General features: G+C 31.1%; 19 protein-coding genes and 1 tRNA gene. 11 read left to right on the top strand and 9 right to left on the bottom strand.

All coding sequences use genetic code 11. From position 1 onward, the window contains the following. Nucleotides 1–24: 24 nt before the first annotated feature. Nucleotides 25–516: a DinB family protein gene (locus FH779_RS09495; RefSeq protein ID WP_084106811.1), complete on the bottom strand. Its 492-nt coding sequence runs from the start codon at nucleotides 514–516 to the stop codon at nucleotides 25–27. Between the two features lie 218 nt (nucleotides 517–734). Here FH779_RS09495 and FH779_RS09490 point away from each other — a divergent pair, with 218 nt between their 5' ends. The 5 genes from FH779_RS09490 to FH779_RS09470 all read left to right on the top strand — a co-directional run bounded on the left by FH779_RS09490 (nucleotide 735) and on the right by FH779_RS09470 (nucleotide 5,106). Beyond that, nucleotides 735–2,375, top strand: coding sequence for an AMP-binding protein (locus FH779_RS09490; protein WP_180904483.1), 1,641 nt, complete (start codon nucleotides 735–737; stop codon nucleotides 2,373–2,375). Between the two features lie 97 nt (nucleotides 2,376–2,472). Then, entirely contained in the window at nucleotides 2,473–3,642 is a 1,170-nt protein-coding gene (locus FH779_RS09485; RefSeq protein WP_180904482.1) for a sigma-54-dependent transcriptional regulator, read from the top strand. 10 nt (nucleotides 3,643–3,652) lie between these two features. Continuing rightward, nucleotides 3,653–4,081: a hypothetical protein gene (locus FH779_RS09480; protein WP_180904481.1), complete on the top strand. Its 429-nt coding sequence runs from the start codon at nucleotides 3,653–3,655 to the stop codon at nucleotides 4,079–4,081. After that, nucleotides 4,078–4,596 carry a hypothetical protein gene (locus FH779_RS09475; protein ID WP_038330521.1) on the top strand — a complete coding sequence of 173 codons (519 nt, stop codon included), beginning with the start codon at nucleotides 4,078–4,080 and terminating at the stop codon, nucleotides 4,594–4,596. The genes FH779_RS09480 and FH779_RS09475 overlap by 4 nt, the downstream gene beginning before the upstream one ends. A gap of 51 nt (nucleotides 4,597–4,647) precedes the next feature. Then, on the top strand, nucleotides 4,648–5,106 hold the full coding sequence (locus FH779_RS09470) for a GNAT family N-acetyltransferase (RefSeq protein WP_180904480.1): 459 nt from the start codon (nucleotides 4,648–4,650) through the stop codon (nucleotides 5,104–5,106). Here the strand turns inward: FH779_RS09470 and FH779_RS09465 are convergent, their stop codons facing one another. After that, nucleotides 5,107–5,562, bottom strand: coding sequence for a DUF420 domain-containing protein (locus tag FH779_RS09465; RefSeq protein ID WP_180904479.1), 456 nt, complete (start codon nucleotides 5,560–5,562; stop codon nucleotides 5,107–5,109). It abuts the gene before it with no gap. A 132-nt stretch (nucleotides 5,563–5,694) separates the two neighbouring features. Here FH779_RS09465 and FH779_RS09460 point away from each other — a divergent pair, with 132 nt between their 5' ends. Together FH779_RS09460 and FH779_RS09455 are read left to right on the top strand one after the other, a co-directional pair. Next, entirely contained in the window at nucleotides 5,695–6,747 is a 1,053-nt protein-coding gene (locus FH779_RS09460) for a sensor histidine kinase (RefSeq protein WP_180904478.1), read from the top strand. Next, on the top strand, nucleotides 6,744–7,439 hold the full coding sequence (locus tag FH779_RS09455; protein ID WP_180904477.1) for a LytR/AlgR family response regulator transcription factor: 696 nt from the start codon (nucleotides 6,744–6,746) through the stop codon (nucleotides 7,437–7,439). The genes FH779_RS09460 and FH779_RS09455 overlap by 4 nt, the downstream gene beginning before the upstream one ends. Before the next feature lie 42 nt (nucleotides 7,440–7,481). On the opposite strand, the gene FH779_RS09450 is transcribed toward FH779_RS09455, so the two are convergent. After that, nucleotides 7,482–8,531, bottom strand: a complete 1,050-nt coding sequence (locus FH779_RS09450; RefSeq protein ID WP_180904476.1) for a nucleoid-associated protein — start codon at nucleotides 8,529–8,531, stop codon at nucleotides 7,482–7,484. Between the two features lie 231 nt (nucleotides 8,532–8,762). Between FH779_RS09450 and FH779_RS09445 the strand changes: the two genes are divergently transcribed. Beyond that, the gene (locus tag FH779_RS09445) at nucleotides 8,763–9,632 is read left to right on the top strand and encodes a DUF6515 family protein (protein WP_180904475.1); all 870 of its coding nucleotides are present in this window, start codon (nucleotides 8,763–8,765) and stop codon (nucleotides 9,630–9,632) included. Between the two features lie 60 nt (nucleotides 9,633–9,692). Here FH779_RS09445 and FH779_RS09440 read toward each other — a convergent pair. Continuing rightward, nucleotides 9,693–9,766 (bottom strand) — tRNA-Met (locus FH779_RS09440). Between the two features lie 115 nt (nucleotides 9,767–9,881). On the opposite strand from FH779_RS09440, the gene FH779_RS09435 reads away from it, so the two are divergent. Together FH779_RS09435 and FH779_RS09430 are read left to right on the top strand one after the other, a co-directional pair. Then, nucleotides 9,882–10,265: an START-like domain-containing protein gene (locus tag FH779_RS09435; protein WP_038330532.1), complete on the top strand. Its 384-nt coding sequence runs from the start codon at nucleotides 9,882–9,884 to the stop codon at nucleotides 10,263–10,265. A gap of 11 nt (nucleotides 10,266–10,276) precedes the next feature. Next, nucleotides 10,277–11,086 (top strand): aminotransferase class IV, encoded by an 810-nt coding sequence (locus tag FH779_RS09430; protein ID WP_180904474.1) that lies wholly within the window; start codon nucleotides 10,277–10,279, stop codon nucleotides 11,084–11,086. Nucleotides 11,087–11,090: 4 nt separating this feature from the next. On the opposite strand, the gene FH779_RS09425 is transcribed toward FH779_RS09430, so the two are convergent. Then, a complete protein-coding gene (locus tag FH779_RS09425) occupies nucleotides 11,091–11,642 on the bottom strand; it encodes a YqgE/AlgH family protein (RefSeq protein WP_180904473.1) in 552 nt (183 codons plus the stop codon). A gap of 75 nt (nucleotides 11,643–11,717) precedes the next feature. Between FH779_RS09425 and pdxH the strand changes: the two genes are divergently transcribed. Next, nucleotides 11,718–12,365, top strand: coding sequence for a pyridoxamine 5'-phosphate oxidase (gene pdxH / locus FH779_RS09420; protein WP_180904472.1), 648 nt, complete (start codon nucleotides 11,718–11,720; stop codon nucleotides 12,363–12,365). 22 nt (nucleotides 12,366–12,387) lie between these two features. On the opposite strand, the gene FH779_RS09415 is transcribed toward pdxH, so the two are convergent. The 4 genes from FH779_RS09415 to rocD all read right to left on the bottom strand — a co-directional run bounded on the left by FH779_RS09415 (nucleotide 12,388) and on the right by rocD (nucleotide 17,230). Continuing rightward, entirely contained in the window at nucleotides 12,388–12,924 is a 537-nt protein-coding gene (locus FH779_RS09415) for a hypothetical protein (RefSeq protein WP_180904471.1), read from the bottom strand. Next, a complete protein-coding gene (locus FH779_RS09410) occupies nucleotides 12,911–14,257 on the bottom strand; it encodes an IS5 family transposase (protein ID WP_180904470.1) in 1,347 nt (448 codons plus the stop codon). The genes FH779_RS09415 and FH779_RS09410 overlap by 14 nt, the downstream gene beginning before the upstream one ends. 85 nt (nucleotides 14,258–14,342) lie before the next feature. Next, a complete protein-coding gene (locus FH779_RS09405; protein WP_180904469.1) occupies nucleotides 14,343–15,920 on the bottom strand; it encodes a M48 family metalloprotease in 1,578 nt (525 codons plus the stop codon). A 77-nt stretch (nucleotides 15,921–15,997) separates the two neighbouring features. Then, complete coding sequence (gene rocD, locus FH779_RS09400; RefSeq protein WP_180904468.1) at nucleotides 15,998–17,230, bottom strand: ornithine--oxo-acid transaminase; 1,233 nt, start codon at nucleotides 17,228–17,230, stop codon at nucleotides 15,998–16,000. Nucleotides 17,231–17,245 lie beyond the last annotated feature (15 nt).

Here is a 17,245-nt window from a genome sequence, read left to right as displayed (position 1 = left end):
CAGCTTTTTAGAAGCTGACTTTTTTTATAAATATCGTTCATTAATTACATTCATATGATGGATGGAATGACCAGCCATTACATAACCGATTTTCTCAACAGAATACTCTCGATTACCAACTTTTCCTATTTTGTTTAAAGTTTGATCATTAAAAGATTCAAACTGAAAGTAAGTTGCTTTCATCAAATTTGTCCATTCTTTTATCAATTCTTCAGGCTTTCTTTCATTTGCATTCGAAGTCAATACATAGGCATTTTCATCGAAGAAATTTAATGTTTGTGAATCTTCTCTCGCAATATGTTGCGCACGATAAGAAAAAATACGTTCGCAATCTATACAATGTTGTATCATTTCTTTGATAGTCCATTTACCTTCTGCATATGCATAATCCCATTTATCTAATTCTGTTACAATTATTAATGTTTTCTTGATGTCAGCAATACGTGTCTGTAAAGCATCTACAACTTCTATTCCATCGTAAATAGAAGTATAATTGTCGTGGTTTATTGTATTCATTTTTCAGTAATTTTTTACAATTTAAGGATAATTTGATGGAGTTATTTTAAGTATTTGTTAAAAATAAACCTTCATTTTTTTGAATTTATTTCCGATTTTAATAAAAAAATACGATTCTTTTAGAAATTTAGAATCTAGTATCTGATAAATTTATTTTCCTGAAAATCGTTGCTAAGTTTGAGTTGGAAAGTAATTTTAAAAACATAGAATATAAGCACATGATTTCTAACTTATCATACTCAAGTGGGGCATCACAATATCCTCTTTTAGGAGAAACGATTGGCGAAAATTTACGAAATACAGTTGCAAAATATCCGCAGCAAGAGGCTTTGGTTTGCGTTGATCAAAATTATAGAGCGACGTACACAGAGTTTTATTCACAAACTGAACAAATTGCAAAATCATTGATTGCTATTGGTTTGCAAAAAGGTGATCGCGTAGGTATTTGGGCGCCAAATCGTGCAGAATGGACGTTGTTACAATATGCAACGGCTCGTGTGGGAATGATTTTGGTTAATTTGAATCCTGCTTATCGCGAAAATGAACTCGAGTTTGTATTAAATCAAGCAGAAATTTCGGCTGTTTTTGCTGCTTTAAGTTTCAAAACAAGTGAATATAAAGTGATGTTGAACAATGTAAAAGAGAATTCGAAATCACTAAAACATATCATCATTTTTGAAGAAAATTGGGATGATTTCTTGATTAAAGGAGAAGAAATTTCGACTTCAGAAGTGCATCAAATAGAGCAAGCTGTTCAGTTTGATGACGCTGTAAATATTCAATATACATCTGGAACAACTGGCTTTCCAAAAGGAGTAACGCTAACACATCATAATTTATTGAACAATGGATTTTTTATCGGTGTTCGATTAAATTATACACATCGTGATCGTGTTTGTATTCCTGTTCCGTTTTATCATTGTTTTGGAATGGTAATTGGAAATATGGCATGTACTTCGCATGGCGCTTGTATGGTGATTCCTTCGGATAGTTTTGATCCAGCAAAAACGTTGAATGCAGTCGAAATGGAAAAATGTACATCACTTTATGGAGTTCCGACGATGTTTATTGCGGAATTAGAATTACCAAATTTTGATCGTTTCGATTTAACATCTTTGAGAACAGGTGTAATGGCTGGTTCGCCTTGTCCGATTGAAATTATGAAGAAAGTGCAAGCTAAAATGAATATGAAAGAAGTTTCGATTTGTTATGGGATGACAGAAACTTCGCCAGTTTCTACACAAACTATTATTGGGACGCCTTTAGAAAAGCAAGTTTCGACGGTTGGAACAGTTCAAGATCATTTAGAAATTAAGATTATTGATCCGCAAACAGGAGATATTTTACCTCGTGGAATTGCTGGTGAATTTTGTACAAGAGGTTATTCCGTCATGCAAAAATATTGGAACAATCCGGAAGCGACATCACAAGTTATTGATGAGAATAATTGGTTGCATACCGGTGATTTAGCGACAATGGATGTTGATGGTTACATTAATATTACTGGACGCATTAAAGATATTATCATTAGAGGAGGAGAAAATATTTCACCAAAAGAGATTGAAGATTTTTTGTACGAACATGAATCAATTTCTGATGTTCAAATTATTGGTGTTCCAAGTATCAAATACGGAGAAGAGGTAATGGCTTGGGTGAAAGTGAAAGATGGTATTACTATAACCGAAGACGAATTGAAGGCTTATTGTTTATCCATCGCTCATTTCAAACGTCCTAAATATTGGAAATTTGTACAAGAATTTCCAATGACTATTTCAGGAAAAATTCGAAAAATAGAAATGAGAGAAGTTTCTATTAAAGAATTAGGTTTAGAAAATGCACGAAAAGTGAAAACATCTTAAAAAAAGTATTAAAATCTATATCAAAAGTAGACTCAAAAATAATAATTTCAATTATCTTTGAGTCTATTTTAATTTATAAAAATAAACGATCTAAACGATGTCAAATATCTTATTAATCGAAGATGAACAGGCAATCCGCAACGTTTTGAAAAGCATTTTAATGGACGAAAATCCTAAATGGAATGTGGATGAAGCTGAAAACGGAGCTGTTGGGCTTGAAAAAATAAAAGAAAAAGAATACGACTTAATTATAAGTGATATAAAAATGCCATTGAAAGATGGAATGGAAGTTTTATCGGAAGCGATGGAATACAATCCTGATTTAACAATGGTGATGATAACGGGGCACGGAGATGTTGATTTGGCTGTAGATGCGATCAAAAAAGGTGCGTACGATTTTATTTCAAAACCGCCAGATCTTAATAAATTATTGACGACTGTTCGCAATGCTTTAGACCGTAAATCGTTAATGTCTTCAAATAAAGAATTGAAGAAAGAAAATAAAGCATTAAAGAAAAAAGTTGCGAAGAAATATGAAATGATTGGCGACGCTCCTGCAATTGCAGAAGTGAAACAAATTATAGATAAAGTGGCTGCTACAGACGCTCGTGTATTGATTCTTGGCCCAAATGGAACAGGGAAAGAGTTGGTTGCTCATCATTTACACGAAAAAAGTGATCGTAATGTAAAACCTTTGGTTGAAGTAAACTGTGCGGCAATTCCAGCTGAATTAATCGAAAGTGAATTATTTGGTCATGTTAAAGGATCGTTTACTGGAGCCGTTAAAGACAAACAAGGTAAGTTTGAATTGGCAAACGAAGGAACAATTTTCTTAGATGAAATAGGGGATATGAGTCTTTCTGCTCAAGCAAAAGTTTTGCGCGCGCTACAAGAAGGAAAAGTTTCTCCAGTTGGTTCTGAGAAAGAAATTAATGTGAATGTTCGTGTGATTGCGGCAACAAATAAAGACTTACGAAAAGAGATTGAAGAAGGTCGTTTTCGCGAGGATTTATACCATCGTTTAGCGGTAATTATTATTAATGTTCCGGCACTTAATGATCGTAAGGATGATATTCCTGCTTTGGTTGAACATTTTATTACAGATACTTCAAGTCAAAAATCTTTTGATAATTCAGCTTATGATGCTTTGAAAGAATTAGATTGGTCAGGAAATATTCGTGAGTTAAGAAATGTTGTTGAACGTTTATTGATTTTGGGCGACAATCCAATTTCGAGAAAAGATGTTGAACAATTCGTGAAAAAATAATTCATCTCAGATGAAAAAGATTTTCTTTTTGTTATTTATCAGTCAACTCTTTTTATTCTCATGTAAAAAGGATAATGTAGAAGTGGATAAAAGTTCGGATGGTCTGTCGCATGAAGATGTATTGTCTTTAGAGAAAAATTCTGTTTTTACGAGCGAAACGCTTATTTACAAAGGAGTTTTTGAAGGAAAATATTTTGGAGATAAAATCGTTTTGAAATTAGCAGATGACAAATTTACTGCTGAATATAAAGGTCAATCTTATGATGGAGAATTGTTCAAAAAGGATGATGGATCGTTGATGGAAATCGATTCAAAAAAGAAAAAATTACCTTTTCAATTTTTACGTTGGTCAGACAATTCGGAGATTATGATTCTCAATGAAGATGGAATGGCTGATGATAATGGTGAAAATTATTTAACAAGAATTTCAGATAAATGAAAATAAAATTTACGTGGATTTTAAGTCTTATTGCAATTACTTTTTTAGTAAGTTGTAATTCTTCTTCAGCCAGTAAAAATGATGAATTAGGAAAACGTTTTTTCGAAAATTATTCATCTCGAAAAGATTACAAAAAAATGTTATCTTTTTACAATGATAGTTTGGTATATGAAAATGTGGCGCAATATTCGGGAGGTTCTACGGTAGATCCGCGTTATTTATTGAATGATATTATTCGTTGGAGTGATCAAACGATGCAATATGAAAACAATAAATTATTGAAAGTTAATGAATTATTTTCTAACGATTCGATGATTATTGCAAACGGAGAATTTTCGCCTTATACATACAATGGAATGAAGTTTCCAGCGATGAAATTCACGACATATTTGTATTTAGATCAAAATTCGAAAATCAAAAAACAAGTTGATTGGTTCAATTATCCGATTGAGGATATTATTGAGTTGTATCAGTTGCAACAAGGTCAAGACAAAATAAAATTAGATAAACAATAGTTTTAGTAAATCCAGTTAGAGTTTTTTAACTGGATTTTTTTATTTTTAGATATGATAAGAATTGCTACAGAAAATGATATTGCTGAATTGAAAAGAATGATGATAAAATTGTTACAACATCATCAAGAGTTTAATGCGTTGTATCAAATGGATTTAACATATAAACATGATATAGATGATTTTTTCAAGGGAATTTTAGAACAACAAAACATAAAAGTATTTGTAGCTGAAATAGAAAATAAGTTGGCGGGATATATTATTTGTTCGAAACATCTTCGTCCGAAATACTTTGCGATAAAATCAAAAGGAAGAATAGATTCTTTATATGTCGATGCAAATTATCGCAATCAAAATATCGCTTCTAAATTGGTTGAAGAAGCGATAAATTTCTTGAACGATCAAGCATATATTGAATTAGAATTTACAGCTGAAAATCAATCTGCAAAAGGCTTTTGGTTGAAAAATGGTTTTCAAATTTTGAATCATCAATGTATTTTGAAATTGAATTAATTACAAGAAAAAAGCCATTGTACAAACCATAAAAGCTGTAATTCCTGTATAAAAAAGTCCGATAATTACAACATAGCCTAACTTACGATGAATCGTTGAAAATCTTCCAGGTAATTGTTTTTTCTTATTTTGATTTTTCGATTTGAAAATTGTAAAAGCCCAAAAAATATACGTTAAAACAGCACCAATAATATGTGCCCAAAGTGTAGTATGAAAAAACGTTGTCGCTAAATATGGACTCACTTTTACCAAACTACCAGAACCTCCAGAAAAACGAATTGTCAATTCCAATAAAATAACGCCTGTAACACAAGCATAAAATAAGTTTTTTTGAACTTTTATATGTTGCTCATATTTTCCTTGTTTTACTAATTTTACCGCATACAAAGCAATAAAAGGAGCAAATATTGATAAAATTAACATGCCGTAAACGACGATTTGACTAATTGAGATCATAAAATAATTTTTATTCAAAAGTATTTGTCACAGCGGAATTGAACAATTTTTTTAGACGAACTACAAATTTTTCACGACCAAATTAGTTCACTTTCCAAAAGCTTTTTCGTTACTTAGCTAAAAGTTTTGATGATGCAAGATTTCGTAAAAAAATATCCACTTATTTTCCATTTATTGGGATGGATCGGAATTGCATTTATCTTTTTCATCATTTTTCCGCTTACCTATCGCATCAATTTACCAATAGAACATTACATTTATCACGCTATTTTACTTGTCTTTTTAATGATATTGTATTATTTGAATGTAGGTTTTTTATTGCCAAAAATTAGTTGGAGAAAAAACGGCGTTTTGTATATTTTAACGTTAATAATTTTGACTATTTTTCTGATTCTTGTGATGAATCAAGTGGAAGAAATATTACAATTAAATCAAAAACTTCATCAAATATTACATCCAAATCAGCCAACAAATTTGAAGCAAAATTCATTTTTCATTTCGATTTATATTTCAATTTTTGCTTTAATTATTTTCGCGATTGGAATTTCATCTCATTTGATTAAAAATTTGAACAAAGAAGAAAAGAAAAAACTTTTGTTGAAAGAAGAAAAAACCAAAGCAGAATTAAGTGTTTTGAAAGCACAAATTAATCCACATTTCTTTTTCAATACATTAAATACGATTCATTCGTTAACTTATTTTGAAGTTGAGAAGTCGAGAACTGCAATTCAGAAAATGGCTAAAATGATGCGTTTTGTGTTGAATGAAGAGCAAAATGATAAAGTTTTGCTGAAAGATGAAATTAGTTTTATCGAGAATTATATTGATTTGATGCGTTTTCGGATTCCAGAAAATGTAACGTTAAAAGTTGAGATTTCTACTTCTGAAAATGAGTTAGAAATTGCGCCAATGATATTGTTAACATTTATAGAAAATGCTTTTCAATATGGAATTTCAACGACGAAAGATTGTGAAATTTGTTTGAAGATTAATGTTGAAAATGGATTATTAATTTTAGAAACAATAAATGAAATCTTTGAAAATAAACGCGTTAATCGTTCTAAAAATATTGGAATTCAAAATACGATAAAACGCTTAGAAATTATGTATTCGTCAAATTATGAATATGTAGTGAAGATAGAATCAAATGTTTACAACTGTTTACTAAAAATTAAGTTGAAATGAAATTAACCTGTATAGCGATTGATGATGAGCCTTTAGCGTTGAAATTATTAGAGAATTTTATTCATCATTCTGATGATTTAGAGTTGCTTGCGAGTTTTAATTCTTCTCAATCTGCCCAATTATTTCTTCTTCAAAATCAAGTTGATAGCATTTTTTTGGATATTGAAATGCCTGAGTTAAATGGAATTGATTTTGTAAAATCGTTGTTAGAAAATAATGTAAAAACGTCAATAGTTTTTGTGTCTGCTTATAGCAATTATGCAATAGAAGGTTTTAAAGTTTCGGCAACAGATTTTTTACTTAAACCTTATAGTTTTGAAGATTTTGAACGAACAATTTTTAAAATAAAACATCAAAAAAATCTGGAAAATTTATTGAAACAAAACGATGATATTTTCATTAAAATTGATGCAAAGCAAGTAAAAATAAAGCTTTCGTCTATTTTGTATATCGAAAGTATGAAAGATTATTTGAAAATATATTCCGAGGACAAGGAGTTACCATATATTCCGTTAATGACACTGAAAAAAATCAAAGAAAATTTACCTGAAAATTTCATTCAGATTAATCGTTCGCATATTATCAATTTTAATAAAGTGAATTCTTTTGGGAAAAATAATTTAATAATAGGAAAGAAAGAGTTTAGCTTATCAGAGAAATATAAACCTTATTTTGAGAAGTATATCAAATAAAAAAACTCCAAAATTTTGGAGCTTGTAATTATTATTTAACTATTATTGTTCTGAGTTAAAGTAAACTTTATAATAATACATTTTCTTTTCTTCGTCAAAGCCGCGCTCCAAATATTCTTCGGCTGCATCTGGATTTGTCAAATCTAATTTTATATTAATCTTTGTATCTAATTTAATTTCACTTTTGATTTTCTTCGATTCTTTCATCAAAGTTGGAACCGAAACTTCAAACGCTTCCACAAATTCAACGCGATTATTTTCGCTATAATCTTTCTTATATTCTTTGAATTCGTCAATAATTTCGAAAGGTTTCAAAACTTGATCTTCAAAAATCTCATTCGTTACAACTTCATTTGAATTCAATACATTTATCGAATTTGAGATAAATTCGGCTTGTTGTTTTTTGTCCGTTTTATCCAAAAGAAAATCATTCGAGAAATCTGTAATCAACTCCATATATTTCTTCGTATGGTAATTGTTGTTCTTAATCAAATCAATTTCTAAGAAATTTTTCTTCCAATATTCTGACTCCACATTTTTATCATCGATAGAGTAGACGCGGAAACCTTCGTCGCGATAAGCATCAAGAATAAGACAGGCTTTGTCGATTCCTTCTAACTTATAACCTTTCCAAATGTTGTAATCTAAACCACGAGATTCGTCGAAACGCAAGAATTTTTTCTTATTTTCTAATTTATAAATTCCAATTCCACGACAAGGAATTCCGTCGAACATCATATTTTCGAAAAGTGCAATAAAAACTTCACCACTTTTGATCTGTGGATGCAATGATTTCTCGTATAAATGACTTAAAACTTCTTGCGAAAAATCAATAAAATCTGTTTCTTCATCAAACATTTGCTTGCATTGATTATACAAAACATTAAATTCTAACTTTTCTGTATAATGCGTGAAACGATTAATTTCGAGCGTTTTTTTGAAAGGACTTAATAAGAAAGGAACCAATTGTTCTTCCTTAGATTCGTCGTATTCTAGTGTTTTATCGGCAAAAATGTTAGCTTCTTCTCGAACTTTATGTCCAACTTTTTGTAAACTAATAAAGGCGATGTAAGCATTTTTAACGTCAATCATTTTATATAATTTCTTAAAAACAAAAGTAATCAATTCACAAATCAATACAAACGATGTCAGGAATAAAAATATTTAACAAAATTGTCAAACAAAATTGTTAATTCAATTCATTGAATTTGAATAGCTTATAAATTATTTTGATTGTTATAACATTTTCTATGGTTTAAACTTATAATTATGGCACGGAAATAGTATTAGGAGAGATGTCTTAATTTATTAAAAAGTTGGATGATGAAAAAAATTAGATTTACACTTTTAGGAGTAGCTTTTACAGCCATGTTAGCTGTTGGTGTAAATGCTCAAGATAGAGGTCAAAGAGGTGGTGAGAGAAGTTCTTCTTCAAGAGAAGCAACTTCAAGAAGTCAAGGGAATGGACGCTCTGAAATGGCTAGAACAGAAAATAGAACTAGTCGTATTGAAGGAAATAGAACAGAAAGAATAGATCGCAGTAATTCTACGAATGACTCTTGGAAGAATTCTACAAATAGAACAGAACGTGAAACGAGTACACGTATAGATAGAAACAATACAGCGATTGTAAGTAGTAGACCAAGTTCTAATAAAGATTGGAATAATAGTAGAAATAACAGAGAAAATAACCAAGGTAATCAAGGTAATAGATCTGAGAGTTTAAAAAACAGAGATTTCTACAACAATCCAGTTCGTATAAATTCTAGCTCATACAACAGAGGAAACCGACCAGTTTCTAATGTGAATGTAAGAAACTATAACAAGTATTCGTACAACAGTTATAATTTCTACGGAAATAACGGTATTTACTATCGTCCTTATAACAGTGGATATGTGAGATATATGCCATATGTAGGATTTAGAATTAATATTTTACCAGTGGGTTATGTAACAATTAATATTGGTAATAGAAATCCATATTATTTCTACGAAGGAGTTTATTACAGCCCTAATAGAAATTATTATGAAGTAGTTCAAGCTCCTCTAGGTGCTATCGTATATGCGTTACCAGCAGGATATGAAAGAGTAGATTATGGAGGCGAATATCTGTATGAATTTGGAGGTGTTTTGTACCAAAAAATTTACAACAGAGGAACAAGAGCTTATCAAGTAGTAGGTTATTTAGATTAGTATAGGTTTTAGTAGTTAAGTAAAAGCCCAAACAGATTATCTGTTTGGGCTTTTCATTTGTAGCGAAGAGCAGAATCGAACTGCCGACCTCAGGGTTATGAATCCTGCGCTCTAACCATCTGAGCTACCTCGCCTAAATTTTAATTTTTGCAAAGGTAATTTTTTTTTGATTTTATAACAAAACTTATTTTGATTTTCTTTGGTAGATACAATTCATTTTATATCTTGCGACTTCAATAAAATAGAATTATGCCAAAAAAGAAATATCAAGTAGAATTTTCAATCAAGTCTTCACCGTCTTTGCTATATAACTATATTTCAAACCCTTCAGGTTTATCAGAATGGTTTGCAGATAACGTAAATTCTCGTGGAGAAAAATATACTTTTATTTGGGATGGACACGAAGAATCTGCATTTTTGATGAAATCTAAGCAAGATGGATACGTGCGCTTTCAATGGGAATATGATGAAGACACAAAATATTTCTTCGAATTAACAATTGTAGAAGACGATTTAACGAACGATGTATCATTAGTTATTACAGATTTTGCTGATGAAGACGAAGTAGAAGAATCAAAACAATTGTGGGAAAGTCAAATTGAAGATCTTAAAAAAATCTTAGGATCTGTTTAAAATCTATTATTTTGAAAATTAACTTAGGTGGCGTTATTGTCGAAAAAGCAAATGCAGAAATAGGAATTCAGAACAGAGCTTTTCGTAATGGTGATGCTGTAAAAGAAATTTTACGATTTGTAAATGGTGAAATTATTGATTGGGAAGATCATTATTTCAATCTAATGGCTGCTATGCGTATTTACCGCATGAATATTCCGTTGGATTTTACACCAGAATTTTTTCAAGAACAAATCAATTTATTAGCAGAAGTAAATCAGACCAAGTCAGGAAAAGTAGAATTTTTTGCTTTCAGAAATGATGAGGAAGATTATCTAAAAGCATCCATCAATTATTTGATTTCTATCGAAAACAGTGACAATGATTGGGAGTTTTTACAAGCCGAAAACGAGATTGATGTTTATAAAGATTATGCGATCAATACTGCATTTTACTCACTTGTGAATACGTATCGTCCAGAAGAAAATATTGCAGAAATCTATCGTTTAGAGAATGATTATGCTGATATTATTTTGCTAAATGCAAACAAAAAAATGGCACGTTCTTTACGAGGAAATATTTTTGTGGTGAATGGAGAAACAATTCGTACACCGAAAAAAGAAGAAGGTGTTATTACAAGTGTTTTGAGAAATAATTTCATTACAAAAATTAATAAAGCCGAAGAATTTAAAGTAGAAGAAGTCGAAATTTTTCCATTCGAAATTCAGAAAGCCGAAGAAGTTTTCATTTTGATTGATGGAGTTGGAATTTTACCAATTACCAAAAATCGTAAAAAAGAATACACTTTAGACAAAACAAAATCGATTTTTAAGTATTTATAATCGATTAATTCATAGAAGGATCAGCGGGGGTGTTTAGCCAAATTAAGTTTTCACCTCCAAGCTGTTTCATTAATTTTTTCCACAAATCAGCATCCCAACGCTCAAAAATATCAAAATCCAAATCTGTTACAGCCCACGAATTATCGTTTAATTCATCTTTGATTTGTTTTGGCGCCCAACCACAATATCCAATAAAAAATTTGATTTCATCTTGCGTAATCAAATTCTGATTTACCGCATCGCGTACATCTTCATACACACCAGACCAATATAAATTGTCAGCAATTTTTTCGCTATTTCTGATTAAATCAGGTCGTTTGTGAATATAATAGATATTTTCTTTATCGACAGGTCCACCTTCAAAAACAATAGAAGCAGATTCTATTTCAGATACAAAAATACTAATCGGAATATGAGAAGAATGATTAAGAATAAAACCAATACTTCCAGATTCTAAGTGTTCTGTAATTAAAATAACACTTCGCTGAAAAATATCATTACTTAATGTTGGTTTTGCGACCAAAATAGCTCCTTTTTTTATACTTTTGATAGACATTTTTGTTTCGGTTTTATTGAGTAAAATCTTAACGAAATATACAATTAGCTGTTTAAAAATATAAAATAATCATTAATGAAACAAGATTTAAGTTATAAAAGAAAAGTTTACGAAAAACAGTCGATGAATTTTGATTCGTTAAGAGAAAATCCGATCGAACAATTTCGTGATTGGTTTCTGCAAGCGGAAGAATCGGATGGAGTGGATGAAGCAAATGCGATGTCTGTTGCGACGATTGGTGAAGATGGTTTTCCGAGAACTCGCGTTGTTTTATTGAAAAGATATACGGATGAAGGTTTTATTTTTTATACGAATTATAACAGCCAGAAAGGAAAAGCTTTGTTAGAAAATCCGAATGTTTGTTTATCATTTTTTTGGCCATTTCTAGAAAGACAGATTATTATAAAAGGTGTAGCAGAAAAAACATCGGATAATAATTCGGATGGATATTTCGAAACGCGTCCAAGAAGTAGCCAGTTAGGTGCTTGGATTTCGGCACAAAGTTCTGTGATTGATGAGCACGAAGATTTAGCAGCAGAAGAATTGGAATTAGAGAAAAAATACGAAGGAAAAGAAATTCCGCGCCCAGCACATTGGGGTGGTTTCTTGATTCGCCCCACGGAAATAGAGTTTTGGCAAGGACGTCCAAGTCGTTTACACGATAGAGTTCGTTATGTTTTACAAGACGATTTTGATTGGAAAAAAGAGCGTTTAGCTCCTTAAGATATAAAATAAAAGCCTCTAATTAAGAGGCTTTTGTTTTTGATGTATAGTCTAACAATGGTTCGTATTCTTTTAGAAAAGCAGATTTCTTTTGAAACAATAAATTATTTGAAACTTGATCTACAAAGTATAAATTTTCAATCAAATTCTCAAAAGCGTTGTTGTTATAACCTGTAGAGTCAAAAAAGAAAATCCAATCTTCATCTATAAAATATTGCGCATTTTCAATTTCTCGAATTGTTATTTTTTCCTTTGCAATTTCACTTTGTAGAATATCTTTTGTTACATTTTTTAGTTGTTCTACTTGATCATTCAAAACTGTTAAAGCCTCAATTCTTAGTTTTTCGTGAATAGGTTTTGTAGCAAAATTAATATGAGTTCTAATTTCATTTACCAATTGAATATTCGCTGATAAATCTGCTTCAACTTTGATACAATCTTCTAATAAAATAGATTTTTGTTCATCTAAATTAGATCTGAAGAATATTTTGATATTGTCTAAATATTCAGAAAACTCAACTTCTTTTTCCTTATTTAGTCGTTCCTTAACAAAACCCACTATTTAATTTATTTTTAAAAACAGGATTAGAAAACAGCATAATTTGTATCTTATAAAATAAGATAATAATTTTCTGTTTCAGTAGTTCCATCATTTTCTTCATGTTCCAAGCGGTTGCAGCTAGTAATGCATTGATTTGTGGTCCCGTTTCTCCCATGAAGTAATTTTTTGCCAGCCTAAAATCGGTTTTTAAATGTCCGATGATAGGTTCTATTGCCGCTCTGGTTCTAAATTTTTTGCGCTTTGTCTGCTTTTGATAAGCAGTGTCTTTTTTTCTTGGAGTGCTTGGGATGGAGATTTTCACGCCCTTTATTTCTGATTTTCCTCTGCCACCTCTATCGTAAACGAGTTCTTTTGGGAGCTTTTGACCACCGGTTTCCATCTGTTCCAAAAGTGGTTCTATGGTGTGACCATCGTAAGGAGTTTGCAAAAATGCTTTAATCCCGAGAATGATTTTCTTGCCTTTGTTGGCGGTGGTTATCAAACCTACCTTATTCCCAAATTCATACTGGCTATGCGCTTTTCCTTTGGCAATACATCGGGTAAAAGGCTTGTGAATGCTGTAAATTTTATCGGCATCGTTTCTTTTTTGTGTGACAACCTTGGTGTACAATGTCATTAAATCTTTATAAAATTCTTGCTGTTCTGCATTAAAATTCCGTTGCAATTCACGAATCAGTCTCATGGCGATGGTTTTGAGCTGTCTTTGAGATTTCCTTGCCGCTTTTGCCCGCTTGGGATGTTTTCCGTTGTAGGTGTTGCGCACCATTTGTTTGCTGACTTTTGTGTAGCGTTGTCTTTGTTTTATGCCTTCATTTCCGGCTATTTTGTTGCAATAATCGATCACTTTTTTGCACAATTTTGCATCGGTAGGAAAAGAGGTATTATTCTCCTGAACGGTAGTATCGGACAAAACAAAATTTGAGGTGTTCGTCTTGGCATCGTGCATTCTTACGCTGTAGGCAAAGATTTTTTCGATGCCTTTTTCGCCAATTCTTTTTCGGAAATGAACAAAATTACTCGGGTCACAAGGAAATTCGTGTTCAAAGAAAACCCTGCCACAAAAATGCTGCATATAAGGATTCATGATCCAGGCTTTTTCCAACGTCTCATCGCCCAAATTATACAAATGTTTCAGTAGCAAACAACCCACCATAAACCGAATCGGATGGCTCGGATTGCCCACTTTGGAATACAAGGACGAAAATTCTTTCTCAAAATAATTCCAATCTATTTTTTCTGAAAGTAGAACAAGTTCATGCTCGTGGTCAATAAAATCCACCAACATTGGGCGGAATAATTCTGGCTTCTTTTCTGGATTTTTCCCCAACATATTTGCAAGGTTTTAAAGCTCTAAGATACAAATTCTTGCAATAAAAAACAAACTTTTTAAACCCAAAATACTAATAATCAGTAAATTATAAGTAGTTTAAGGAGAGACTATTTATTTGCTCCAATTCTTCTTTAACTTTCAGTACATCTTGTTTTTTATTGTAAACAACATTGTTGTATTTGAATGGTTGCGGCTTTTTTTGACTGGAAAAAAAATCTAATTGCAATAAATCAATTTGTAAAGCTAAATATTGTTTTGCAACTATAATATTTTCATCCGAAAACAATTCATTCGTAGGAATATTTTGTTGTTTATCCGTTAAATCAGCTTTTTTAAATCGATCAAAAGGTAAATCATAATTTGAAAAAAAATGATTGTAAACTTTAGGGTAATTGTATTTATTATGAATGGTTTTAAACGTTTCAATAAATTCTGAATTGTCTATCTCATTGACACGATATAAATTTAATTGAAAGAAAAAATTGAATGTAAATTCTTCTTCAAATTCATTATTTTTTTGAAGTAAAGTAATGGCTTTTGGAGATTTATCTATTTCAGAATGATGATTTGTAGACGCTATATTTGCCAAACGTTTGTCCATTTCTGGATGCGTCGACCATAAATCTTCAAATTGTAGTAACGAATGATTTTGATTAAATTCATTAATTCCAACAATTGCTAAATTATTTTCTAAAGAAAGTTCATAATCATCGATATAAAAATCAACTAATTGATTCATATTTTGATAAATATTAATCGAAAACTTTTTATCATCTTGTAAACTTGTATAAAAATTGGCTAATTCTTGGTAAACAAATTGATATAATTCTATTCTCAATAATGGTTTACTCATCGTTTCAATTCCTACAACATTTGTCGCAATTTGATCCGCATGAAATTCCATTTCTCGACTTAATTTTAGATAATTAAATTCTAATTTTTTGTGAATTATTTTCAAAATAGATTCAATCATTTTATTGTAAGCAACAGCGCCCATCGAGATAAAACCAACAATTCCATTAATTTGACCTAAATTATCGACATCAAATCTCAAGGTTTGATTACTGTATAAAATATCTTCCATAATTTTGGTCGCATTCCCAACATGACTACCAATTGTCATTGATTTTTGAGAAAAATGCCCAAATTCGTGTGCAATAATCCCTTTTAATTCATTTTGAGAAATACCATGAAGCAAACCAATACCAATCGACAAATTTTTTCTCGTTGGAAAAACTAAACTTTGCAAATTGTTCGAGTAGGAAACATATGCATTTACATCATCAATAATAAATACTTTTTTTGGATGTTTTGTGCCAACTTTATCTGCGGTTTCTTTTATTAATTTGAATAATTCTGGTTGATTTGTTTCAAAAATTTCAATTCCATTCGTAGCTGTTTTTTTGAAAATATTCAGAATAAATTTAATGTTATAATAAACGATTAAACCTCCTAAAGCCAACAGTCCCAAACCTAAAATAATGGTAATCCACATTGGTTTTGTAATGACAATAGCGATTCCTGCACAAACACAAATTATAAAAATGATGATGCTCAAAATTGTAGAAAAGAAAAGAGTAATCAAGAAAAGAGCAATCCAAACAGCCGATTTTTTTTGAGCCTTTTTGTACGTTTCAGAAACGTTTATTTTAAAAGAATTCATAGTGTTATTTAAAGCTTCGAATATAAAAAAACCTGATGAAATTTCATCAGGTTTTTTCTATATCATTTTATTGTTGATTATTTTTTAAACTCTTGTGCAGTTTTACGAATAATCGCTAAACATTCGTGTAACTGTTCTTCGTTCATCACTAAAGGAGGAGCGAAACGAATGATGTTTCCGTGCGTAGGTTTGGCTAATAATCCGTTGTCTTTCATTGCAACACAGAAATTCCATGCTGTTTCAGATTCTGGTGTATCGTTGATTAAAATTGCATTTAATAAACCTTTTCCACGAACTGATTTGAATAACGGAAATTCTTCTGCCATTTTTGTGATTTCTGCTCTAAAAATTTGCCCTAATTTTTCAGAATTTTCAGCTAATTTTTCGTCCAAAACAACTTGCAAAGCTTCTGTTGCAACAGCCGCAGCTAATGGATTTCCTCCATAAGTAGAACCGTGTTGTCCTGGTTTGATCACATTCATGATTTCATCATTTGCTAAAACTGCAGAAACTGGATAAGCTCCACCCGAAACGGCTTTACCTAAGATTAAAACATCGGCATCAATATTTTCGTGATCGATTGCTAACATTTTTCCTGTACGTGCAATTCCTGTTTGAATTTCGTCGGCGATAAATAAAACATTATGTTGTTTACATAATTCTTCACAAGCTTTCAAATATCCTTCAGAAGGTACATTAACACCCGCTTCTCCTTGAATTGGTTCTACTAAGAATCCACAAATTTTATCTGCTTTTTCTTCTAAAATTTGTTTTAGAGCTTCAATATCATTGTATTCTACAGCTTCAAAACCACTTGTGTAAGGATTGAAATTTTTACGTGCATCTTCATCATTCGAGAAAGAAATAATAGTAGTTGTACGACCATGGAAATTGTCTTTACATACCACAATAATCGCTTCACCAGCTGGAATTCCTTTCTTTTCGTACCCCCATTTACGAGCAATTTTTAGCGCTGTTTCTACTGCTTCAGCACCCGTATTCATTGGTAAAACTTTATCGAAACCGAATAATTCTGTGATAAATTTTTCGTATTTTCCTAATTCCGCATTATAAAAAGCACGAGAAGTTAACGTTAATTTTTCGGCTTGATCTTTTAACGCTTTGATGATTCGAGGATGACAGTGACCTTGATTAACAGCTGAATAAGCTGATAAAAAGTCGAAATATTTTTTCCCATCAACATCCCAAACGTAAACACCTTCACCTTTTTCCAATACAACTGGAAGCGGATGATAGTTATGCGCTCCGTATTTTTCTTCTAATGCAATTAATTCTGCTGATTTTTCCATGTAATGATTTGTTTT

It is taken from the genome of Empedobacter falsenii, assembly GCF_013488205.1.
Classification (GTDB): Bacteria; Bacteroidota; Bacteroidia; order Flavobacteriales; family Weeksellaceae; genus Empedobacter; species Empedobacter falsenii_C.
Note: the sequence above shows the minus strand (reverse complement) of the source record. Positions and strands in the feature narration are given on the sequence as shown.

Coding starts and splice junctions, on each gene's coding strand:
- FH779_RS09495 (WP_084106811.1), bottom strand. CDS start 516: ATGAATACAATAAACCACGACAATTATACTTCTATTTACGATGGAATA.
- FH779_RS09490 (WP_180904483.1), top strand. CDS start 735: ATGATTTCTAACTTATCATACTCAAGTGGGGCATCACAATATCCTCTT.
- FH779_RS09485 (WP_180904482.1), top strand. CDS start 2,473: ATGTCAAATATCTTATTAATCGAAGATGAACAGGCAATCCGCAACGTT.
- FH779_RS09480 (WP_180904481.1), top strand. CDS start 3,653: ATGAAAAAGATTTTCTTTTTGTTATTTATCAGTCAACTCTTTTTATTC.
- FH779_RS09475 (WP_038330521.1), top strand. CDS start 4,078: ATGAAAATAAAATTTACGTGGATTTTAAGTCTTATTGCAATTACTTTT.
- FH779_RS09470 (WP_180904480.1), top strand. CDS start 4,648: ATGATAAGAATTGCTACAGAAAATGATATTGCTGAATTGAAAAGAATG.
- FH779_RS09465 (WP_180904479.1), bottom strand. CDS start 5,562: ATGATCTCAATTAGTCAAATCGTCGTTTACGGCATGTTAATTTTATCA.
- FH779_RS09460 (WP_180904478.1), top strand. CDS start 5,695: ATGCAAGATTTCGTAAAAAAATATCCACTTATTTTCCATTTATTGGGA.
- FH779_RS09455 (WP_180904477.1), top strand. CDS start 6,744: ATGAAATTAACCTGTATAGCGATTGATGATGAGCCTTTAGCGTTGAAA.
- FH779_RS09450 (WP_180904476.1), bottom strand. CDS start 8,531: ATGATTGACGTTAAAAATGCTTACATCGCCTTTATTAGTTTACAAAAA.
- FH779_RS09445 (WP_180904475.1), top strand. CDS start 8,763: ATGAAAAAAATTAGATTTACACTTTTAGGAGTAGCTTTTACAGCCATG.
- FH779_RS09435 (WP_038330532.1), top strand. CDS start 9,882: ATGCCAAAAAAGAAATATCAAGTAGAATTTTCAATCAAGTCTTCACCG.
- FH779_RS09425 (WP_180904473.1), bottom strand. CDS start 11,642: ATGTCTATCAAAAGTATAAAAAAAGGAGCTATTTTGGTCGCAAAACCA.
- pdxH (WP_180904472.1), top strand. CDS start 11,718: ATGAAACAAGATTTAAGTTATAAAAGAAAAGTTTACGAAAAACAGTCG.
- FH779_RS09410 (WP_180904470.1), bottom strand. CDS start 14,257: ATGTTGGGGAAAAATCCAGAAAAGAAGCCAGAATTATTCCGCCCAATG.
- FH779_RS09405 (WP_180904469.1), bottom strand. CDS start 15,920: ATGAATTCTTTTAAAATAAACGTTTCTGAAACGTACAAAAAGGCTCAA.
- rocD (WP_180904468.1), bottom strand. CDS start 17,230: ATGGAAAAATCAGCAGAATTAATTGCATTAGAAGAAAAATACGGAGCG.